The sequence below is a fragment of the Streptomyces sp. NPDC050564 genome, from assembly GCF_044457265.1.
Lineage (GTDB): Bacteria > Actinomycetota > Actinomycetes > Streptomycetales > Streptomycetaceae > Streptomyces.
Genome location: NZ_JBITGS010000009.1, coordinates 247,713 through 268,985 on the forward strand (window position 1 = coordinate 247,713; position 21,273 = coordinate 268,985).

The window sequence follows — 21,273 nt, forward strand, 5'->3', positions numbered from 1 at the left end:
CGTGATCGGCGAAGTCACCGGGATCCGGAAGATCCGGATGCTCTACCTCCAGCTGCTGTACCGCTGCAACTTCGAGTGCGACCACTGCTTCCACGGCAAGAGACTCCAGCACGCCGACGCCTTCACCTCCGAGCAAGCCATCAACATCATCACGCTGATGCGCGAGCAGTACGGCACCGAGGCCGTCACCCTGCTCGGCGGGGAACCGTTCGTCTACAAGGGCCTCGCCGAGGTCGTCCGACACGCCAAGGAGAAACTGGGCCAGCAGGTCGAGATCTGCACCAACGGGTACCGGATCGAGCGCCGCCTGACCGAGATCGCTCCCCACCTGGACCTACTGCGCGTCTCCTTGGAAGGAATCGGCTCGACCAACGACCGTATCCGCAAGGCGGGCAGCTACCAGAGCGCGCTCGAAGCCCTCGCCCTCGCCCGACGGCTCGGTGTCCCCACCGGGGTGACCATGACGGTCACCTCCCAGAACATCAACGAAGTGCTGCCCCTGGCACGTACCCTCACGCGCCTTGGGGTGCGTCAGCTGAAGCTGCACCACCTGCGGGCGGTCGGCAACGCCGCTGACCACCCGGAACTGCTCGTCACCGACCCGACCGCCTACGGCAGGCTCCGCGAGGAACTCCAGACGGCCGAACTGGCCATCGAGGTCATCGTCGACGAGGACCTGTCCGAGCACGGCGCCCCGGAGATCTGCGCGCCGGCCGACGGCCCGGGTGAGATCGAACGGATCGAGGCCGACCCGCGCGGCGCGCTCACCATGTCCTGCAAGGCCGTCGGCAAGGACTCGCACGCGTTCTGGTACGAGAAGTCCGCCAACCACATCGTCCACCGGCCCTCCGCCACGGACGAGCTCGCCCTCGCGGTGCCGGACGTGGTGTACGCCCGTGCCTGACCGCCCGCTGTTCGAGAGCCTCGAAGGCTTACGGGGCACCGGCAAGTCGACCATCGCGCCCATGCTGGCCGAGGCCCGCCAGGCCATCCTCATCCCCACCGTGCCACCCGTCTTCCAGCCCTTGAGGCGTGAGGTGGACAGACGGAAGAACGTCGAGGCACGGATGTGCTTCTACCTCTCCGCGCTGTTCACCGCGGCCGACGAGATACGGCGCCACCTGGCGGCCGGCGTCCCGGTCGTCGTAGAGAGCTATTTCGCCCGCTGCCTCGCCAACCACCGCGCCCTCGGGGCCAGCCTCGGCATCACACTGCCGCCCGCCCTGCCCCAACCCGTCACCTACCACCTTGTCTGCGCCGAGGACGAGCGCCGGCGCCGCCTCGCCGCACGGGACAAGCCGGTCTCCCACTGGGACGCCCTCGTCGAGACCGTCACGGACCGGGTGACCGACGCCTACGCCCCGTTCCCAATGCACCGCGTGGACACCACGGACCTCAGCCCCGACGAGGTCCTCCAGGCGATCGTCGCCACCGACACGCAAGGAGCACACTCCCGTGCAGACACAGAGCCTGTGGGAGCACACCCTCACCTTCTTCCCCCAGTTCCTTGCCACGCTGAGGGAGCGGGTTGCCCCTGACGCCACCGTCGCGGTCGTCGGCGCGAGCGACGGCAAGTTCGTACTGCCACTCGCCGCCGCCGGATACCGCGTCATCGCCATCGAACGCGACGCGCGTGCCCTGCACGGTGGCGAGGTCCACCTCCCGGGTGACAATCACGCCCACGCGATGGGCCTGATCGACCGACTCAAACTCGAAGAACTCAACGACCGCGTACGGGTCGTAGAGGAGGACCTCCTTCACGGCGAGCCCCTGAACATCCCGTGCGACGCTGTCTGGACGAGCTGTTCATGGCATTACAGTGCCAACCACCACCGTCCACTCGCCGAGTTCGTCGATCGCATGCAGCGTCTGGTACGTCCGGGCGGGCTGTTCGGCGCGGAGTTCATGATGCCCGTCGAGAAACGCCACCACCTGGTCGAGCACTACACCTCCCCCGAACGCCTGCGGCAACACTTCATCGGCGACTGGGACGTGCTGCTGACCCTGCGCACGAACGAGTTCACCGAGCGAGCGCACATCGGCCAGCTCCAGGACCACACCCACCGCATGGGCCTCCTCCTCGCGGCCCGAACCTCCACCCTCCCCCACTGATACGGAAAGAAGGACTCATGAAGCACGAGTACGAGGCGAAGTTCCTGGCCGTCGATGTCGCCGACCTTCAGGCCAAGCTCACCACCCTCGGCGCCGTCCAGGCGTTCCCGCGCACCCTCCTCACCCGCAAGATCTTCGAGAACGACGCCCTCGACGGCGGTGCGTGGCTCCGCCTGCGGGACGAGGGCACCCGCTCGACGCTAACGCTCAAGCAGGTCACCGACGCCACCACGATCGACGGCACGACCGAGATCGAGACCGAGGTCACCGACCTGCACGCCATGGCCGACATCCTCCGCCACCTCGGCCTCACCGAGGTCCGCTACCAGGAGAACTACCGCGAGGAGTGGCGCCTGGGCGAGGTCGCCTTCGACTTCGACACCTGGCCCGACCTCCCCACCTTCCTGGAGATCGAAGGACCCGACGAGGCGTCCGTCCGGCAGGCGGCCGCCCTGCTCGAACTCGACTACTCCGAAGCTCGCTTCGGCAGCGTCGACGAGATCTACAAGAGCGAGGCCGGCCGCGACATCCTCGCCGAACCCACCCTCCTCTTCGCCGACGCCGGCGCATTCGAGAGCGGCCCCACCCCCGCGACCGTCCAGAGCAACTGACCCTGAGGGCAAAGGCAGATTCTGGACCTGGCCACGCCCACAGGGCGATCCCACGTATCGCCAGCTTCGCTCGCGACGGCCTGTCCGCCGCGGCAACGCCCGATGACGCCAACCACTGGGTCGACGGCTTCTGCTGGCTGTACTGCGGCCTGCGATGGACCCGCGTCCTGTGAATCGGCCCCATCATGTGGCCTGCGGCCAGGCCCCGACGGAGACCGCCTTCGCGCTCGCCGTCCGCAGCCGCGACACAGGCGACGGGGAGAAGTTCCGCGAGTGGGTGAAGCAGTGCCTCCAGCTGTAGGGCTTCCCGGACGAGACCGAAGAACAGGTCGCCACCAAGCGCGTGTCCGTCGGCGGCGTACCGCTCCCGAATTACGTGCACGAGGGCATCGTGCGTGACCGCTTCGGCGAGCTCGCCTGACGCTCCTCCCCTGCGGCGGTGCGGCACGCGCCCGCGTACCGCACCGCCTGGACGCTTGATCAATCACACACCGCATTGAACTGAGCCAGCCCCGCTATGCCTGGCTCGGGCGGATCACCCATGCCCGCTTCTGTAAGGGAGCCACTGTGGCCATCGAAATCGAGATGCGCGCCCGGTTCGACAAGGGTGCGCACGAGCAACTCCTCGCGCGTCTGACGCAGGAGGCCGAGGACCTCGGCTGCGACGACAAGAGCATCTTCTTCTACGTGCTGCCCGACCAGCTGCTCAAGGTCACGGACAACATGGCGGCCGGCTCTGCAAAGATCACGCTCAAGGCCAGCAAGATCGGCTAGGGCGTCGCCTTCCCGGAGACCTAGTTCGCCATCGGCCGCGAGGACGCTCCGGCCGCCGTACGGCTCTTCAACGCCCTCGGCTTCGAGGACGCCATGCACCAGGCGTTCAACCAGCGCCACAACTTCCGCTTCCGCGGTGTCGAGATCGCCGTGAAATGGAGCGATGCCTGGGGGCACCACGCCGAGTTCGAGGTGCTCCTCGACGACGAGGCGAGCTCCACCGCACGGAACGAGGCCGTCGCCCGCATCGGCGCCGTGGCCGATGAGCTGGGCATGCACCTCATGGCCGAGGAGGAACTCGCCGAGTTCACGGCCACCTTCGAGGCCGCTGAGCAGGCGCGCAAGGAGCAGGCGGCCCCGGCCGCGTCCGTCAACTAGGGATCCGCTGTCGCAGACCACCGAGGGGGTGGACCCGATGAGCACCTCGGGGTGGGGACCACAGGGCAAGGCGTAAGAGCCTCGCGGGGATCTCCTCTGCCCCCAACTGCCCCACGTGGCACGGCCGTATACGCCTGATCACCCCTGACCGGCTGCGCGGCGCCGTCGTCACGGGATGGTCAGTCTGCGCTGCCGAGGACATCGCCGGCTGCCGTGCGGAAGCTCTTCACGGCCTGGTAGAGCAGGTGCTGTCGCTCGGCGGCCAGAGCGCCGTCCGTTGCCTTGAGTGAGGCGTCGCCTGCGTGGGCGTTCTGCACCATGCGCCGCATTACCTCAGAGAGCTTGCCGGATGTGTGAGTCACCTGCTCGGCTGCTTTCACCACGGAAGACGGTCCTTCAAGGACGACGATCTCGACGGCACGATGGACCTCCCGCGCCAGCACGACGAAGCGTTGCACCTTTTCGTCGATATCCTGCAGGTCAGGGATGTCCGGCAGCAGTGCAGCGAAGATGGCGTCCATGGCGATGTCACGGTCATGAAGAGCGCCGAGGTAGTTGGCGTAGGCGTCCCTGCGGTGCTGCCTGCGCCACTGGCCGAACTGCGAGCGTGCCGCCGCCCGCCCGTTCACGATCGCCGCGCCGAGGGTGGCGAGCGAACCTACGGCAGCGCCGAGCAGTGCGGCGAGTCCAGCGTCCATGATCCGATTCTGCCTTTCACATCTGAGCCGCCAGCAGCCGGGGCTGCAGCCTCGCGGGAGACCTGAGAGGGACGGCCAGAATGGCTCATTGGCTGGACGCATGAAGCAAGGTCCGCCGCTACCCGGTGCAGCAGTTCCTCGACACTGAGATACCTGCCTCGTGAGTGGTGACCACCAGTGCTCTCGGGGTTCCGCGGCCCTCGTAGAGAAGACAAGAGCGGCCACGAGCACTCGGTTGCCCAGTGCTACGTGGTCGACGGAAATTCAGATCGGCGCTACTTCTGCAGTTGCTACCGTCGATCCCGTAGCCCATCACTCGCTGGATCAGAAGGATCTTCCTGATGCATGATGCCCGCGCCCTGATTGCCTTGGGTGCCGAAGCGGTTCGTCGGCTCGCTCGTCGCGGTTACTCCCTGGACCTGTCCGAGCTGGAGTTCCTCCAGTCTCGGCGCAACCAGAGCATCCGCTCGGCCGACGAGCTGCGGGCCGAGTCCAAGCGAGTGGCGAGCGAGGTCCAGCAGACGGCCAAGCAGGGCGGTGGCATCAGCAAGCTGAAGGAGCGCGCCCGCGAGATCAAGGAGCAGGTCCGCGACATCGAAGCCGGGCAGGAAGAGATCGAGGCACAGCTCCGCGAACTCCTCCTGAGCATCCCGAACCTGCCGGACGACTCCGCGCCTGATGGCGACTCCGAGGAGTTCGCCATTGAGGTCCGGCGCGTCGGCACGCCTCCCGCGTTCTCGTTCGAGCCGAAGGACCACGTCGATCTCGGAGAGGCAACCGGCATCCTCGACTTCGGCCGCGCGACGAAGCTGTCCGGCCCGCGCTTCGCGGTCTCCCGCGGCGCCGGCGCCGCCCTGGAGCGCGCCCTGGCCACGCTCTTCCTCGACCTCCACACCCGCCGACACGGGTACATCGAGTACGCGGTCCCCTACCTGGTCACCCGCAAGACCATGACCGGCACCGGCCAGCTGCCGAAGTTCGAGGAGGAACTGTTCAAGACCGGTGTCGTCGACCGGGAGCTCTTCCTCATCCCGACGGCCGAGGTTCCGCTGACCAACCTCTACGCGGACGAGATCATCCCGCCCGCCGAGCTGCCGCTCGCGTTCACGGCGCACACTCCGTGCTTCCGGTCCGAGGCCGGCTCGTACGGCCGCGACACCCGCGGCCTGATCCGCCAGCACCAGTTCGCCAAGGTCGAGATGGTCAAGATCGTCGAACAGGAGACGGCGGACGCCGAGCTGGAGGAGATGGTCGGCCACGCCGAGGCGTGCCTCAAGGAGCTCGGCCTCGCCTACCGGGTCATCAAGCTGCCCGCCGGCGACACCGGCTTCTCCGCCCAGCTCACGTACGACCTCGAGGTCTGGATCCCGAGCCAGAACACGTACCGCGAGATCTCCTCGGTCTCCAACTTCGGAACCTTCCAGGCCCGCCGGGCGAACATCCGGACCCGCGGCCAGGACGGCAAGCCCAAGCTCGTCGCCACCCTCAACGGCTCCGGCCTCCCCATCGGCCGCACCCTGGCCGCTCTCCTTGAGCAGTGCCAGCAGCAGGACGGCTCTATCGTCCTGCCCGAATCACTCTTCCCGTACCTCGGCTTCCGCCGCATCTCGGCGGACGGAACACCGGAGGCATAGCGTTACGCGGCGTCTGCGACTTCGCTTGTAGCTACGCCTTCACACGGGGCATCTCGCTGAACCAACAGTGTGGATCACCGGGGAGCAAGCGAAGTCGTATTCGCTGGAACGGCTGGGCTGGCCCCGCCTCATTCCACCGCCGCTTGTGCACAGCCCGCAGTATCACCGCAGGTGCTGCGGCGCCGACGGGACGGCCAATGTAGGTGTTCTCGTACTGCGGGCGGATCTCGCCGTCGGTGTAGGGCGACGATGCGGTTCGGGTTGGTGTAGACGCTGAGGAAGCCGGTGATCTCGGCGATGATGCCGGTCTCATTGCGTCGGGCTTCGGCGGCGACTCCACGGCAGCCCCCGGCCCTAGAATGAGGGGTGCCTCGGCCGTACGGGACTCGCTTGGCCGCCTGCCCCGCACGGCCGAGCACTTTCGGCCGTTCTGGCCGGCGCTCAAATCACCGCGAAGGGTTCCAGCGCCTTCGATACGATGGCGGCGGCCTGCAACCACGATCCGTCACGGCGTGTGACGCTCCCCCGCGACCTGCGTGGTCCGCGTCGTTTGCAAGCCTCCCGACCTGGGCCCGCCGTGGCAGCGCCACCGGCGCCGTACGTACGAAATGGAGCATCCGAGGATGGCTCGACACCTGGTAACCAGCGCGCTTCCCTACATCAACGGGATCAAGCACCTGGGCAACATGGTCGGGTCGATGCTTCCGGCGGATGTGTACTCCCGGTACCTCCGCCAGCGCGGCCATGACGTCCTCTACATCTGCGCCACCGACGAGCACGGCACGCCGGCCGAGCTGGCCGCCAAGGAGGCCGGTCTGACGGTCGCCGAGTTCTGCGCGCAGGCGCACGACGCGCAGAAGGCCGTGTACGACGGCTTCGAGCTCGCCTTCGACTACTTCGGGCGCAGCTCCTCGCAGCAGAACGTCGAGATCACCCAGCACTTCGCCCGGAAGCTGAACGAGAACGGCTTCATCGAAGAGCGGGCGATCCGCCAGGTGTACTCGCCGGTCGACGGCCGCTTCCTGCCGGACCGGTACGTCGAGGGCGCCTGCCCGCACTGCGGCTACGACAAGGCCCGTGGCGACCAGTGTGAGAACTGCACGCGCGTCCTGGACCCGACCGACCTGATCGACCCGCGCTCGGCGATCAGCGGTTCCACGGACCTGGAGGTCCGCGAGACCAAGCACCTCTTCCTGCTGCAGTCCAGGCTCCAGCACGAGGTCGAGGAGTGGATCGCCACCGTCAGCGCCGAGTGGCCGCACCTGTCCACGTCCATCGCCCGCAAGTGGCTGACCGAGGGCCTGAACGACCGGGCCATCACCCGCGATCTGGACTGGGGTGTGCCCGTCCCGGCTGACACCTGGCCGGAGCTCGCGGCCGAGGGCAAGGTCTTCTACGTCTGGTTCGACGCCCCGATCGAGTACATCGGCGCGACGAAGGAGTGGGCGGACGCCTCCACCGACGGGGAGGCCCGCGACTGGAAGTCGTGGTGGTACGAGGCCGACGACACCGTCCGCTACACCCAGTTCATGGCGAAGGACAACGTCCCCTTCCACACGGTGATGTTCCCGGCCACCGAGCTCGGCGTGCGCGAGCCCTGGAAGAAGGTCGACGTCGTCAAGGGCTTCAACTGGCTGACGTACTACGGCGGCAAGTTCTCCACCTCCCAGAAGCGCGGCGTCTTCACCGACGCTGCCCTGGGGATCCTGCCCGGCGACTACTGGCGCTACTTCCTGATCGCCAACGCCCCCGAGTCGGACGACTCCTCCTTCACGTGGGAGCACTTCACCGCCACGGTGAACAAGGACCTGGCGGACACCCTTGGCAACTTCGTCAACCGCGTGCTGTCGTTCTCCCGCAAGCGGTTCGGCGACGAGGTCCCGGCCGGGCACGCCGCCGGCGAGGCGGAGGCGAAGCTGGGTGAGGAGATCGCACGGCTGCTCGGCGAGTACGAGGAGCAGATGGAGGCCCTGCAGTTCCGCAAGGCCGCCGCTGCCCTGCGTGCGCTGTGGTCCGCGGGCAACTCCTACCTGGAGGAGAAGGCCCCGTGGCTGGAGATCAAGACCGACGCCGACGGCGCCGCGCTGACGCTCCGTACCGCGATGAACCTGATCCACCTGTACGCGGTCGTCTCCGAGCCGTTCATCCCGACCTCGTCGGCCGCCATGCGCGGGGCCTTCGCGCTGGAGAACGACACCGCGACCTGGTTGAGGGCGGAGCAGGCCAAGTCCCTGGACACCATCCCGGCCGGCACCGCCTTCACGGTGCCGCCGGTGCTCTTCGCGAAGATCACGGAGGAGGACCTGGAGTCCTACCGCGAGCGCTTCGGCGGCACCCCGGAAGCCTGACCGTGTCTCCCGAGCCCGTACCGTCCGTTCTTCAACGAGCGGTGCGGGCTGTACGACACCCGACCCCATTCTTCGGGTGACCCCCTAAAGCGGCAATGTGATTGCCTTGATCACATCTGCCGCTCTAGCCTCTATTGCAACGCGTTGATGGAGACGAGTAGCCGCGGGACCACACGAGCCGAGAGAGCTGCCGGTAGCTGTGAAGGCAGTCTCGTGCCCCGAGGTGAAGACCCTCCTGAGCGCGGGGAGGAACGACCCTGTGGTCCTATGCCCCGCCGGCCGGCCCCCGTCATCGGGCATGAATGAGGCTGCCGCTGTCCGGCGGTGGCAAAGGCGTGGTGGCACCGCGAGTACCCTTCTCGCCCACGCTCCCAAGGGATCATGACGACGCCCCTGGGAGGGCTGCGATGATCCACACCACTAGCCGCGTACTGGTCTCTGGCCTGCGAGAACACGTCGGCGAAACCGTTTCGGTCTCAGGCTGGGTGAACACGCTCCGCCTTCAGCGCAAGATGCAGTTCGTCCTCGTGAGGGACCACACCGGAACCGCCCAGGTGACTCACAAGCGCGACGACAGCGAGCTGGAACAGCAGCTGGAGGACCTGACCACCGAATCCGCCGTCCGTATCATCGGCCGCGTGGTTGACAACCCAGTCGTCAAGCTCGGCGGCCTGGAGATCGTCCCGGAGTCGATCGAGGTCCTCAACCGAGCAGAGACGCCTCTGCCGATTGACGAGCACACCGGAGTCGAGCAGCGCCTCGACTGGCGGTTCCTCGACGTCCGCCGCCGCCCGACCGCCCAGCTGCTGTTCGCCGTGCAGACCACCCTCGAGCAGGCGATGCGCGAGTACGCGTACGCGCAGGGCTGCACCGAGATGCACACCCCGAAGCTGATGGGCACCGCCTCGGAGTCCGGCGCCGAGGTGTTCAAGCTCGGGTACTTCGACCGCTCCGCCTATCTGGCGCAGTCGCCGCAGTTCTACAAGCAGATGGCGATCGCGGCCGGCATCGACAGGGTCTTCGAGATCGGACCCGTGTTCCGGGCCGAGCCGTCGTTCACTTCCCGGCACGCCACCGAGTTCACCGGTGTGGACGTGGAGCTGGCATGGATCGACAGCGTCGAGGACGTGATGGCGTTCGAGGAGCAGATGCTCACCCATGCCATCACGAAGGTCGCCGCTGCCCACGGTGGAGCAATCCGGGAAACGTTCGGTGTCGAGGTTACGGTTCCTACGACACCGTTCCCGCGAATCACGATGGCCGAGGCCCAGGAGATTCTCCGCGCCAAGGGCTGGGACCCGGAGCGCATCAAGGAGGACCTGGACCCGGAGGGCGAGCGTCGGATCTCCGCTCACATCAAGGAGCAGAGCGGGCACGAGTGGGTGTTCATCACCCACTATCCGACAGGCATCCGGCCCTTCTACCACATGCGGCCTGCGGACGACTGGAGCGTGACGCTCAGCTTCGACCTGTTGTGGAAGGGGTTGGAGGTCACCACCGGAGCTCAGCGCGAGCACCGCTACGACGTGCTGCTCAAGCAGGCCGCAGAGAAGGGCATGAACACTGAACCGATGCAGGACTACCTGAACTGCTTCCGGTTCGGGTGTCCTCCGCACGGCGGTTTGGGTATGGGCCTGGGGCGGGTGCTGATGGTGTTGCTCGGCCTCGACTCGATCCGAGAGGCCACCTTCTTGTTCCGCGGGCCCAACCGGCTTACTCCCTAAGTATGAAGAGGCGGGGGCGGCCACCTGTGTCACGGTGGCGGCCCCGCCTGGTCAGATGCTGATGTTGCGAAGGCCGTGCGTCCATGCTTCAGCTGGATGCTTGTCCCAGTAGGCGCACAGTGCCAGTTCGCGTTCTGAGAAGCGGCCCTGGTGGCAGAGGGCTCCGTGGGAGAGCGCGACGCTCACCGCGAGCGGGGACTCGGTGGTCACCCAGTGCTGCGTCAGCGCGGGCTCCACATCATGTCGCCTTGTCAGGTTGCAGCCGACATGCACGCCATCGTTGGCGAGGAGGCGCAGAGCGGGCGGACCGGAAGTCCGGCCCGCCCGTCGCGGCCGCAGTGTGCCGGTTCACAGCCCGAACTGCTCGATGAGCTTGGCGCGGTGTAGGCGCAGGGTGCGGTTGTCGGGAAGGATCTCCAGGATCTGGGCCCCGTCGTAGTTGAGGAGCTGGGCCAGGGTCGTGGCGAAGCCGCGGGCCCGGGTGGCGGGTTGGCCGGCGCGTTCGGCCAGGGCGGTCATAGGCAGGGTGCCGGCCTCGACGAGCGCGGCCAAGGCTTGCGGGGCGGCTTTGGCCAGTGACTTGCGTGCGAGCAGTTCCAGCTGTGCCTGGTACAGCTCGGTGGCCATGAGCCGCTCGACCAGGGCAACAGCAGGGTCTTCGGACTGGTTGGAGGTGGGTGCGGTCTCGGGCTCGGCCGCCGACTCGGCGGGTTCCTGCGGTACGGGGGGAGCCACCTCCTCTTCGCCGAACAGGCTGATGACGCCCTCGGGCGCGGGCGGGGCAGCCTTCCTGTTCTGCTTGCGGCGCGGGCTCGCCACGGCGGCATCGGACACGCCACCTGTGCCCGCTTCGTTCTTGGCGCCGGCCTCGACGACGACACCGCCCTCGGCGTCCTCCGTCCACCAGGAGGGTGTCGGGTCGCCCAGCTCCCGCCACCCGATCGGCGGCTCAGCGCCGAAGGGAAGGAGGGCGAGGAGCGGGATGGTGAACTCGGCGAGGGTCACCCCGCCGTGATAGCCCGCCTTGAGCGCGGTGTACCGGGTGTCGTGGTCCCGTAGCGCGACGATCCGCGATCCGGGCTCCGGCCAGACCACCCGAGGTCCGGACAGCTCGATCTCGGCCGGGGCGACGGGTCCACCAGGAGTGCGGTGGCGGGCCGAGCCGATCGTGCCGCCGGCTGCGTCGAGCTTGGTGCCGCGCCGCTCGACTACATGGCCGTGGTCGGAGGTGAGCAGCACGGTCATGCCGTGCGCACGGGCAGCCCGCAGCAACGGTTCCAGACCGCCGATCTCCTTGGCCTGCCACGCCCCGTCGCCGAGTTTCTGCTCCTTGCCGAGGCGGTCGTCGACCGTGTTGAGTACGACCGCGACATGGGTGCGCTCGTCGGCGAGGGCTTCGGTGAGGGCGGTGGAGAACGGCGAGCCGGTGTCGGGGCCGCGCAGGTCATCCTTGTGGAATACGACCGCCGGAGCCCCGTTCCAGCAGGAGTGCTGAGGGAAGAGCCGCTTCTCGTCGCTCTGGTCGCCCTTCATCAGGGTGCCCGCGAACAACGAGGTCCGGGATACGGCCGTCAGGGTGGGCAGCGCGGCAGCCACGGCGCGCCGGACAGGTGCTCCGGCCGCAGTGGGCAGCGGGTCGAACTCCGCCCATTGTCCCCGGAGTTCTTCGCCAAGTTCCGCAGCTATCGCCGCGCTCATCCCATCCACGAGCAGGAGCAGGACCCGTCGGCCGGGGCTGGCCACGACGGGTGCGACAACGCGGTCCAGCAAGCTCTCCACGGTGAGCATGGCGCCAGGAGCGGTGCCACCCGCGGTCCACACTGCGAGCCGCTCGGAGAATGCACGGTCCAGCTCGCGGCGCTTGTCCCGCGCCTGCGCGCCGATCCGGCTGTACGCGTCGGCGAGTACGTTGTCCGGGTCGCCGCCCGCTTCGAGGTGTTCCAAGGCTCGGTCCACCCAGCCGAGTTCGTAGATCTGGCGGGCGGTGCCGTCAGCGACCGAGGCGATATCGGCCTCAGGCGAGCTGGCAAGCCAGCTCCGCAACCGCGCCGCCATCCTCACCCGCTCGATTCGCGCCCGGGTGGCGCCGTCGGCAGCCAGAGCATGGTCGGCCAGCGCGGTGACGGCAGCAGTGATCGTGTCGGTGTCGCCGTCGGCGAGGGCACGACCAGCCGCAGTGAAGCGGGCATCGAGTCCGGCCGAGAGCAGCGGGCTGGCAGTCGCGGCAGCCTGTGCCCCGAACTGTGCCACGAGCTGTGCGGCCCGCGTCAGGACCGGGTCAGCGAGCCGGTGCTCGCCTCGGTCGACAAGACCGCGGACGAACGCCTCGCCGCTGGATCCGAAGGAGGCCAGAAGTCTGTCGAGGTCGTCGCCCTGGGCGGGAGGCTGTTCGCCGAGCCACCGCTCGGCGCGCCCTCGCGCCCGGTACAAGTCGTGATCGGCCTCCGCGTGCCCCCACAAGGCGGCGCAGACGACCGCGTAGGCAGCTGCATCTGCCCCGTGTTCGGCGTTCACCAGAGCGGTGATGATCTTTCCGGTGGAGCCGCCCTGTTCGGGTTCGGCGAGGAAATGGGCCAAGCCAGCCCGTTCCGGTCCGCGCAGATCGCGCAGGAGGTCGGGGCCGCCAGGGGTGAGAGTCCATCGGAACAATGCGACGGGGTCGATGCGGTCTCCGTCGTCGTGTGCGGCCGGCCCGCCCAGCGCATCCGTGTCGTGACGCCCGATCCTGAGACGGCGCCTGGCCAGCCGAGTGAGTGCCTCGTCTCGGGAGAGCACTCCCTTACCCAACGATGGCCAGCCGCGGGTGGCTGCCGCGTCCAGGAGCGCTTCGGCCGCCCAGGTCTCGCTGCGCAGTCGCCCGTCGAGACCGCGTGCGTCGAACGCCTCCTGCACGACCTCCCAGTTGTCGACGGACCGGATCCCGCCGCCGTAGACACGGGCGAGCAGCCCGGGGTCGAGGTCGGTGTCCTCGCAGTCGGTGAGGACGACCAGGACCTTGGGGTCGGGGGGAGTTGCCGCGTCGAGGTGGCCCAGGATCTGCTCGTGTACGGCCAATACCGAGGGCCCCACGGCCACGCGAGCCCGCAGCCCGCCCGCTGTCTGTTGCACGGCGGGCCCGTCCCAGGCCGGATCGGCCCGCAGCAACAGGACGCGGACCGTGCCGTCGCCGAGCCGGCTGCGGGCAGCGAGATACTGGCGGACGGTTCCCGCCGGCAGCCGGGCGAGACCGGCGGACGCCGGCGCTGTGGTGACGGTGTCGGTCATCAGTCGACAACCTTCCAGACGACCTCGACGGTGGCGTTGGGGTTCTCGGCCGCGAGCGCCGCGATCTCCGCCTGCAGCTCGGCGGCGGCCCGCGCGGCGGTGGTCCGCCCGCCGCCGGAGCGGGCCACGGACCGAGACGGCGTGCGGGGCCCCGGCTGCGCCACCGGCTCCGGCAGCACCTGTGGGTGGGCGGAGCCGCCGATCAGGTCCACGTCGTCCGAGCTCGGCGACGGGGTGGTGGGGGTTTGGGGCCGCTCGCCTGTGGTCTGTCGGGACCTCAGCAGGGAGAGCACCTCCCGGCCACTGGCCTGCAACACGCCCGGCAGGTCGGGGTAGTCCCCCGGATCGCCGGTGGCGGCATCTCGCACCCGCTCCAGGACGGCCGCGCCGTCCACACCGAGGGTGTCGGCCAGGCCCAGCTGGTCCCAGCTGGTGTTCTGCAGCGCGGCCGCGACCTTCGCCGCGCCCTTGAGGGACATGGCGTAGCGGTGTGCGGTGAAGTCGCCGAGGTCGAAGCGTGCGAGCCGGTCAACGACGGTCTTGGCGTCTATGCCGGCCTCCGTCACCGACTTCACCAGCTCCTGCGCCCGCCGGGCGAGGACGAGGCGGGGCGAGTCGTCGTCGAGGCGCAGGAAGGAACGGTGCTTCTCCAGTTCCCCGACGAGCCGTCCTGCGTCCTGGGCGAGCGCGGAGGCGGCTTGCTTGATCTGTCCGGCGAACTGGTTGACGATCCGCCCGCGACGCAGTTGCGGCGCGCAGTCCCCGAGCACGGTCTCGTACCGCTTGCGCGCCTCGGTCCAGTCTTCCTCACTGGGCAGAGCCTGCTCGCGCAGGGCGTAGTCCCGCTTCAGCTCGTGCGGTGCGGGCGCCGGTTCGACGGGGACACCGCCGCGTACCCACACCCGGTCGGTCATCTCCGCGTAGGCGGCGGCGAGCAGCCGGCGAAGCGGCTCGGGCAGTCCGCGCGGCTCGGGAAGGTCGCTCCAGTCGGAGAGCTTGACCAGAGTCGGCTCGGCGGTTCCGTCCCGGCGGGCCTGGCTGGTGAAGTGGTCAGGCCAGGTGGTGGACTGCCGGTAGTACGCCTCCCGCATGGTGCCGAGGCCGAGGCCGCCCGCGATCCGCGCCATGGTCTTGCGGTCCTTGCCATCGACCTCAACCTGTCCGTCGCGGTCCTCGGCGGCCTTGCGCACGTACTCGAAGACGGTCCTGATCTCGGCAGGTTTCACAGGCTTGCCGGTGCCGTCGGGGTCCAGGTCGGGGTGGGCGGGGTACTGGTGGGCAAGCAGCTTGCCAGCCAGGTCGCGGGCGGCGGCGTCCAGCGGTGCACCGAGCGGAAGCCGAAGCTCGGGCACATCCTGCTGGGCTACCAGGTGGGTGTCGAAGCCGAGGTCGACGACCCCTTCCTGCTTTTGCGCGAGCCCGTACGCCTGCCGCAGCGCCTGGGTGACCCGCTCGGTGAGGATGTTGCGCTGCGACTGCAGCATGCTCTTCGCGCGCGCCTTGTCGTCAGCGTTGAGACTGCGCGCAAATTCGGAGTCGAAGCGAGCCTCGTCGGCGAGGGCCTTGTCGATGACGACGAGACGCTCGAAGTCACTGCGCGAGGCGTCCGTCAGGTGTGTGGGCAGCCAGGCCAGGGTGCGCGAGTCGCCGCCCGCCTTCTCCCGCAGGGCACGCAGCCGCTGCAGGTCGTCCATCGGACCGAACTCGCCCTCGTCGTACGGGAAATCGACGACGAGCCGCCAGGCGTCGTCCTGGCTGGGCCGCAAGGTCGCCTCGGACAGCGAGTCGACGTCGGCGACGTGGCCAAAGACCACCTCAATCTGTCGTTCCGTGCCCTTCCACACAAGGTCGAGCACGTCGTATGCGTCAAAGCCGCCGGGCCCGTCGCCAACCCCGAGCGCGTCCTTGAGCAGCCTGCGCATCTTGGCACGCCGGTTGCCCAGGTTGTTGTGAACCTGTGCGTTGGCGAGGACGGCGTCCAGGTCGACGCCGGTGAGCTCCAGACGAACCACCGACCCCGGCCCGGTACCGGCGACCTTGATCTCCGGGAAGGCCGCCGCCCACTCCTTCACCTTCTGCGCAAGCCGGCCGACCTCGGTGCCCGCGATGCGGGTGGTAATAGAACCGTGGTTGAGGGCGTGCAGCCGCGCCAACGTGAGGTCGGCAAGCGCGGGCACACTGGGCGCGAGCGCCGACAGCAGCAGGGTCTGTAGGAGCCGGTTGTCCCCGGTGAAGTCGCGGCAACGGGCCGCGAGCTGCGGGTCGCCCAGGCTCTCGGGAGAGCGTCGGTACGCCTCGACCTGGTCCTCGGTGACCTGGTTGGTCTTCAGCAGGTACGGGCGCAGCTTGTCCCGGTACAGCTTGTCGGCAGCCTCGAAGTGGACGTTGGTCTCCCCGCTGAACGCCTTGTCGCCGCCACCCGCGATCGCCGGATACAAGTCGCCGAGCGGCACGAGCTGTCCGAGCCGCCAGTCGTCACGGTGGTCGACGAGCAGCTGGCTCATCAGCTTCAGGCCGGTGCGGGAGCGCTGCAGCGCGGCAGAGATGTGCACCAGGGTGTCCATAAACGCCGGCGGGAACGGGTACGTCCGCCTAAAAGCGTCCTCGTCCGCGCCGGTGGTGGACTTGTCGTGACCCAGCAGGGTGTCCCACACGTCCGGGCCGAGCTTCTTGGCCTCGGCGAACGCCGCGTCCACCTTCGCCTCGGCACCCGGCACGGGCTTGAGCAGGCGAGCCTGCGCGATCTGAGGAAGGTTGCGGTCCTCCAGGACGATCTCGTCGTAACGCCCGCCGTTGAGCTTCAAGGTGTCCTGCACTGCCGCCTCGGCGGCACCCGACATCTCCTCACCGACCAACTCACGCAGATCGCGCTGACGGGCGATGAACGACACCACCGGAATGGCACGCCGCTCGTCACCGCCCTCCACGAAGTTCGTAACCTTGCTGGATTCCCTGCCCAGCGCCTTCTGGTCGTGGATGAGAGTGGCCAGCCACAGGATCAGCTCATCCATGAACAGGATGAGCCCGTCGTAGCCCAGCGCCTTGGCGTGCGCCGCGATGACGCTGAGGCCCCTGTCGAGAGAGATGAAACCGCTGGCATCCTCGGAAGCATTGCGCGCGAAGGCGGGGAACAGCGTTCTTGTGAGGTCCTGGACGAGGCGGGCACGCAATTCCCTCGGCGTGGAGGGATTGTCTAGATCGAGGCTCTTGGTGTTCTCGTGCTCCTCCACCGCGTCCATGGCCTCGTCGAGAAGGCTACTGGTCCAGGTGAAAGAATCACCCCACTCGTCCTCCTGGCCACCGGCATCGGCGAGCTGCGCGATCACCCAGTCGTCGCCGTTGCGGCGGCGCTGCTCGGCAAAATCCTCGAAGATCCCGTCGGTCCGGTAGACCTGCGGCAGCGGGCAATCCTCATGCAGCTCGCGTACGTGCTCCACGTACTTGCCGAGCACCCGCTGCTCCAAAGACTTGGAGCCGAGCATGTGGTACGGCACCAGCAGGAACTTGCGGTCGTCCGCATCCAGCCAGGAGTGCCGGGCCCGCACCGGATCGAGCTCGCTACGGTTCCGAGCCGCCTGGTTACGCGAGAGCAGCGCGTAAAGCACCGCCATGAAGTGCGACTTACCGGAACCAAACGAACCGTGCAGATATGCCGCCTTCGACGAGTGACTGTCGAGCGCCGACTTGATCAGGTCCAGGGCCTCGTCGAAGTTACTCAGCAGCCGGTCGGTGACGACATAGTCCTTCAGGGCCGCCTCAACCCCCTCGGGGGTGACCGCCTCGTTCAGCTTCAGCACGAAGTCGGAGGTGGACACCGACTCCGGGATGTCGATCAGCTCCCGCAGAAGCGGCTGGTCCTCGGAGCGAGAGTTGTTCCTGCTCATGAACGCCATGGTTAAGCTCCTCGCCCTGCTCGGTCGGACTCTGCGCCGGTGGCGGCATCGGTGACGTTGTCCGTGACGGACATCTGGACGGCGGCCCTCGCGCCCGTTCGCTTCTTGGGCGCGGCTGTCTTCTTCGCGCTTCCGCGGGTAGCTGCCTCCGGGCGCCAGGCCCGCAGCGCGTCGTCGGTCAGCCCGAGTTCGCCCTGCTTCTGCTGCCTGAACGCCAGGATCTCGGCAGCCGGCGACGCACCAAACTCCGGGTCGTATTCGCCGTACCACTGCTCCAGCCAGGGCTGCAGCTCAAGCAGCCCGGCCAGGTACGGCATGATCTCGTCGTCGCCGAGCCCGGCCTGCTGGATGTGGGAGGCGAGGGCGAGAGCCTGCTCCAAGTGGTCCCAGCCGGCCCACCCGTAAAGCTCCGGAGACTGTGCGTTGACCGTGCCGTACGAAACAAACCGCTCCTTGGGCACATCGAGCTTGCCGCGCGCACGCCAGTAGCCCGGCTTCAGGAAATCCGCCGAGGTGTACTTCGGCGGCACGGGCGTGTCCTTGCGGATCTGCCGCTTGGTGGGCTCGTCAGGAGCGGCGTCCACCTCACGCTGCTTCTCCCACACATACTCCCAGTCGGCGCGCTTCTTCAGCCCGGTCGGCTTGTACCGCAGCGCGGAGACGAACGGCACGTGCTCCTCGGACAGCAGCTCGCGTACGGTCTTCGCGAGGTCCTGCCGCGGCGCGTACAGCTCAGCTACGGACGTGAAGTCCTCGTCGGCTGACAGGCTTTCGGCGAGACGGGCGAGGGTAGTGACGGTGGGATTGCCGCTGGCGTCGAACCAGTGTGCGCGGTCCTCGACTCGGTCGAGCAGCCAGGACTTCAGCGCCTTCTGCCGCATCGCATCCCAGCCCTCGGTGGCCCAACGCCGCTTGTACTCCGGGCGCTCCACCATGCCGATAGCGCGGTTCGACTCGATGACGTCGATCCGCCTCTGCACGAGCGCCTGGTAGTCGGCGGGCCAGTGCGTGGGGATCTCGGTGATGGGGGTGGACCCGTGCCGCTTGAACCACTCGTCGCCAGCTGCTGCGGCGGCGACGCGGCGTGCGAGCACGATCTCGAAGGCGCGCTGGCCCAGGGCGAGTTCTGGGACGGCGGAACTGTCGGGCAGACGTAGGTCGTCGGAGTGCAGGTTGTAGAGGGAGTAGACCTGCCAGTCGAGTTCCTCTTGGAGGGCGATCATGCGAGCGCGCGTCGCGTCGTAGCGATTCTGGGCTTCGCGAAGGGCGGCAGCGGTGGGGACGACGCTTGCTGCGAGGGCCGCAGGGATTTCCTCAGAAAGCTGCTGGGCGAGGGAATCGAGCTCAGTCGCGAGAGCAGTGGGGTACTCGGCAGGGAGGGGGAATTCTTCCAGCTTAGTTCCCGTGAACTCGTAGCGTTCCTCCCACCCTTCGCTCTGGATTCCACGCCCTAGGCCACTTCCTCCCTTGGCATGGCTAACCATCTTGAGCCAGAATCCGGCCGTGGAGCTGTTGAGCAATCCAAGCAGCATCAGATGCTCTTCCGCTGTGGCACCCTCACGGAGCTTGATAACCTGCGCCGAGTCCTTCACGGGGAGCTGGCCGGCCTGGAGATAGAAGTGGTTGTGCGTCGCAATTTTTGCGTAAACGATCAACATTTGCGCCTTGACACGGGAGTCGTAAACCTCACGCCATGAAATCCAAGGAATTCCCCTGTCGAGCATCGTGATACTGAAGCGCTTGCGAAGTTCCAGTACGTGACGCAGTGGCCACATGAAGCGCAGCAAGTCCTCATTCTCTGCACCTTCGAGGAGCTTCATATCTTGGTCGTACGGGCTCGTGAGCCAGGTCGCGCCAGCGAGTCCCCAATCCCGTACCTCATCGCCATTGACGACAGCGGTGGGCCTAGCACCTCGCTGGCGGGCGGCAGCAGTGTTCACCGAGCCGAACGCGTTGTCTTCGCCAGTAACGATAGACAGGCCGAGTTCTTGTGACGCAGTTCGCAGCCGCGTTCCCGTGCTTTCGACGATCTTCAGGATGTCTGGTGCGGCACCGCCTGTCAGACTCCATGGATGCCTTGACAGGTCGTCACGTCGCGTGTCGCGAACGCTGATCCATTCGGTCTCGGAGCCCGGGGAGTCGACCTGTTGAGTGATAGCCCGCCAGACGAGTCCATCCTCCGCCTTCTCCGGAGCCGCTGGCTCCCCCTGGACGCTCCGGACGGTGCGGACGGTGGCCCGGCGAGCGCCCGTGTAATCCAGCGGGCGGCCGACAAGGATGACCGTCGGGGTCCCATGCCCCGGGATGTACGCCCCCGAGGTGTCGATGACCTCAGTCAGTTCGACCTGATCCCGGAAGAAGCTCTCGATCAGCCTCGCCCCGAACTCCCTCTTCATGAACGAGTTCGCCGTGATCTGGCCGACCATGCCGTAGCCGAGCCCGGACTTCTCCTCGCCTCGAACCGCAAGCTCGAAGAAGCGCTGCGCGAATGGGACCGACAGCGCGTACGTACCCGCGCACGCGCTGTACACCTTGCGATACAGCTCGTTAAGTGTTTTGTCCTTGACTGTGATGTACGGAGGATTCCCCACGACCACGTGGTAGCGGCCCCGGTTCAGGATCTGCGGGTACTCGAACACGTCCTCCGTGCTCAGCGCGTAGTACGGGTCTTCGGCGTCGCCCGATTCCGCACTGTCGCCGAGGCTCAGCTGCTCGTCGCCGAAGAGTCCCTCCTGCCGGTGCTCCGTCGGCAGCAGCGAGTCACCCACCGCGAGCTGAATCGGCCACTCGTACTGCCGCGCCTCTGCGAACGTCCGCATGCCGCTCGAAGCCATCGCCGCGACCAGCAGCCGGAAGCGGGCCACCGCAACGGCGAACGGGTTGAGGTCCACCCCATGCACGGACTCCAATGCCGCCCGCACCCGTTCGTACGGGCCGACTTCGGGTCGCTGCGACGCCCACATCCGCACCAGCCGCCGGAACGCCCCGAGCACAAAGTGACCCGACCCACAGGTCGGATCGATCATCTTCAGTTCTTCGAAGCCGAACTCCCGTACCGCCGGGGTCATAGTCCGGTCGAGGATGAACTCCTCCACGAACTCCGGAGTTTGCAACAGTGCGTACGTCTTGCGGGCCGCCTCGCTCAGATCCTGGTACAGGTCGCCGAGGAACCGTGTGTCCCAGCCCTCGGTGCCGTCCTCGCTCAGCTGGTCGCTGAAGTCGTGTACGAGTACAGGGCCACCGACACCGCCGTCGCCGTCCCCGCCGAGCACTCCCTCACCAACGCGCTGCTCCCGCCAGAACGCGAGCAGCGTGCCCGCCCCGTCATGCGAAAGCGGGATCTGGTAGAGCGGGTTGTGGTTGCGGTCGAAGAGCAGCCGCCCAGCCTGCCCGGCACCCAACTCTGCGAACGCCGTCTCCAGCCAGCCTCGGTACGTCGGGTCGGCGTCCTTCTCCAGGTACTCCTCGTACCGCGCCTGCGCGGTCTCGCGCCCAGCCACATCCGGGGCGGTGATGTACGGCTCAGCGATCAGCCGGTTGTCCTCGCTGAAGCGGACGAAGACGGTGCCGAGCACCCAGGCCACCGCAACCTGGGTGATCCGCTCCCCGAGCCAGGCGTTCCACGTCGCCGCCGTACGGCCCAGCTTCCGGGCCTGCTCATACTCACCGCGCAGCCGGGTCCCTACCTCGGGGACAGCTTTGACCTGCTGTTCAAGGTCGATCTCTGCCGCCTTGACCTGCTTCTGCAGGTCGGCGAGGAGGCTCTTGCGGTCGATCACGGAACGGCTCCTGTGGAGAAATCGGAGTGGGCGGAAGAAGGCCGGCTCAGGAGGGGCA

The 21,273-nt window shown here is 67.7% G+C and carries 12 protein-coding genes and 3 pseudogenes; 9 read left to right on the forward strand and 6 right to left on the reverse strand.

What is annotated here, in order from left to right:
* Nucleotide 1: 1 nt before the first annotated feature.
* From ACIBK0_RS17095 to ACIBK0_RS17120, 6 genes and pseudogenes are all read left to right on the forward strand, one after another.
* The gene (locus tag ACIBK0_RS17095; protein ID WP_356047293.1) at nucleotides 2-904 is read left to right on the forward strand and encodes a radical SAM protein; all 903 of its coding nucleotides are present in this window, start codon (nucleotides 2-4) and stop codon (nucleotides 902-904) included.
* Entirely contained in the window at nucleotides 897-1,538 is a 642-nt protein-coding gene (locus ACIBK0_RS17100; RefSeq protein WP_399080334.1) for a hypothetical protein, read from the forward strand. Before ACIBK0_RS17095 ends, ACIBK0_RS17100 begins: the two co-directional genes overlap by 8 nt.
* Nucleotides 1,456-2,112: a class I SAM-dependent methyltransferase gene (locus tag ACIBK0_RS17105; protein WP_356047297.1), complete on the forward strand. Its 657-nt coding sequence runs from the start codon at nucleotides 1,456-1,458 to the stop codon at nucleotides 2,110-2,112. Before ACIBK0_RS17100 ends, ACIBK0_RS17105 begins: the two co-directional genes overlap by 83 nt.
* Nucleotides 2,113-2,129: 17 nt before the next feature.
* The gene (locus ACIBK0_RS17110; protein WP_356047299.1) at nucleotides 2,130-2,723 is read left to right on the forward strand and encodes a class IV adenylate cyclase; all 594 of its coding nucleotides are present in this window, start codon (nucleotides 2,130-2,132) and stop codon (nucleotides 2,721-2,723) included.
* Nucleotides 2,724-2,925: 202 nt separating this feature from the next.
* A pseudogene (locus tag ACIBK0_RS17115) lies at nucleotides 2,926-3,144 on the forward strand (hypothetical protein); the annotation flags it as partial.
* A gap of 146 nt (nucleotides 3,145-3,290) precedes the next feature.
* Nucleotides 3,291-3,875 (forward strand): annotated as a pseudogene (locus tag ACIBK0_RS17120) (hypothetical protein).
* Between the two features lie 179 nt (nucleotides 3,876-4,054).
* On the opposite strand, the gene ACIBK0_RS17125 reads toward ACIBK0_RS17120, so the two are convergent.
* Entirely contained in the window at nucleotides 4,055-4,573 is a 519-nt protein-coding gene (locus ACIBK0_RS17125) for a proline dehydrogenase (protein ID WP_399080337.1), read from the reverse strand.
* Nucleotides 4,574-4,914: 341 nt separating this feature from the next.
* Here ACIBK0_RS17125 and serS point away from each other — a divergent pair, with 341 nt between their 5' ends.
* On the forward strand, nucleotides 4,915-6,207 hold the full coding sequence (gene serS / locus ACIBK0_RS17130; protein ID WP_399080339.1) for a serine--tRNA ligase: 1,293 nt from the start codon (nucleotides 4,915-4,917) through the stop codon (nucleotides 6,205-6,207).
* A gap of 181 nt (nucleotides 6,208-6,388) precedes the next feature.
* On the opposite strand, the pseudogene ACIBK0_RS17135 reads toward serS, so the two are convergent.
* A pseudogene (locus ACIBK0_RS17135) lies at nucleotides 6,389-6,518 on the reverse strand (NUDIX hydrolase); the annotation flags it as partial.
* Nucleotides 6,519-6,830: 312 nt separating this feature from the next.
* Here ACIBK0_RS17135 and metG point away from each other — a divergent pair.
* Complete coding sequence (metG, locus tag ACIBK0_RS17140; protein ID WP_399080341.1) at nucleotides 6,831-8,555, forward strand: methionine--tRNA ligase; 1,725 nt, start codon at nucleotides 6,831-6,833, stop codon at nucleotides 8,553-8,555.
* Nucleotides 8,556-8,962: 407 nt separating this feature from the next.
* A complete protein-coding gene (gene aspS, locus ACIBK0_RS17145; protein WP_399080343.1) occupies nucleotides 8,963-10,279 on the forward strand; it encodes an aspartate--tRNA(Asn) ligase in 1,317 nt (438 codons plus the stop codon).
* A 51-nt stretch (nucleotides 10,280-10,330) separates the two neighbouring features.
* Here aspS and ACIBK0_RS17150 read toward each other — a convergent pair whose 3' ends face one another.
* The 4 genes from ACIBK0_RS17150 to pglX all read right to left on the reverse strand — a co-directional run bounded on the left by ACIBK0_RS17150 (nucleotide 10,331) and on the right by pglX (nucleotide 21,215).
* A complete protein-coding gene (locus tag ACIBK0_RS17150) occupies nucleotides 10,331-10,516 on the reverse strand; it encodes a hypothetical protein (protein ID WP_399080345.1) in 186 nt (61 codons plus the stop codon).
* A gap of 111 nt (nucleotides 10,517-10,627) precedes the next feature.
* Nucleotides 10,628-13,543, reverse strand: a complete 2,916-nt coding sequence (gene pglZ / locus ACIBK0_RS17155) for a BREX-2 system phosphatase PglZ (RefSeq protein WP_399080347.1) — start codon at nucleotides 13,541-13,543, stop codon at nucleotides 10,628-10,630.
* Nucleotides 13,543-17,436: a phage resistance protein gene (locus ACIBK0_RS17160; protein WP_399080349.1), complete on the reverse strand. Its 3,894-nt coding sequence runs from the start codon at nucleotides 17,434-17,436 to the stop codon at nucleotides 13,543-13,545. The genes pglZ and ACIBK0_RS17160 overlap by 1 nt, the downstream gene beginning before the upstream one ends.
* Before the next feature lie 2 nt (nucleotides 17,437-17,438).
* Entirely contained in the window at nucleotides 17,439-21,215 is a 3,777-nt protein-coding gene (gene pglX / locus ACIBK0_RS17165) for a BREX-2 system adenine-specific DNA-methyltransferase PglX (protein ID WP_399080350.1), read from the reverse strand.
* Nucleotides 21,216-21,273 lie beyond the last annotated feature (58 nt).

Coding starts and splice junctions, on each gene's coding strand:
- ACIBK0_RS17110 (WP_356047299.1), top strand. CDS start 2,130: ATGAAGCACGAGTACGAGGCGAAGTTCCTGGCCGTCGATGTCGCCGAC.
- pglZ (WP_399080347.1), bottom strand. CDS start 13,543: ATGACCGACACCGTCACCACAGCGCCGGCGTCCGCCGGTCTCGCCCGG.
- metG (WP_399080341.1), top strand. CDS start 6,831: ATGGCTCGACACCTGGTAACCAGCGCGCTTCCCTACATCAACGGGATC.
- ACIBK0_RS17160 (WP_399080349.1), bottom strand. CDS start 17,436: ATGGCGTTCATGAGCAGGAACAACTCTCGCTCCGAGGACCAGCCGCTT.
- serS (WP_399080339.1), top strand. CDS start 4,915: ATGCATGATGCCCGCGCCCTGATTGCCTTGGGTGCCGAAGCGGTTCGT.
- aspS (WP_399080343.1), top strand. CDS start 8,963: ATGATCCACACCACTAGCCGCGTACTGGTCTCTGGCCTGCGAGAACAC.
- ACIBK0_RS17125 (WP_399080337.1), bottom strand. CDS start 4,573: ATGGACGCTGGACTCGCCGCACTGCTCGGCGCTGCCGTAGGTTCGCTC.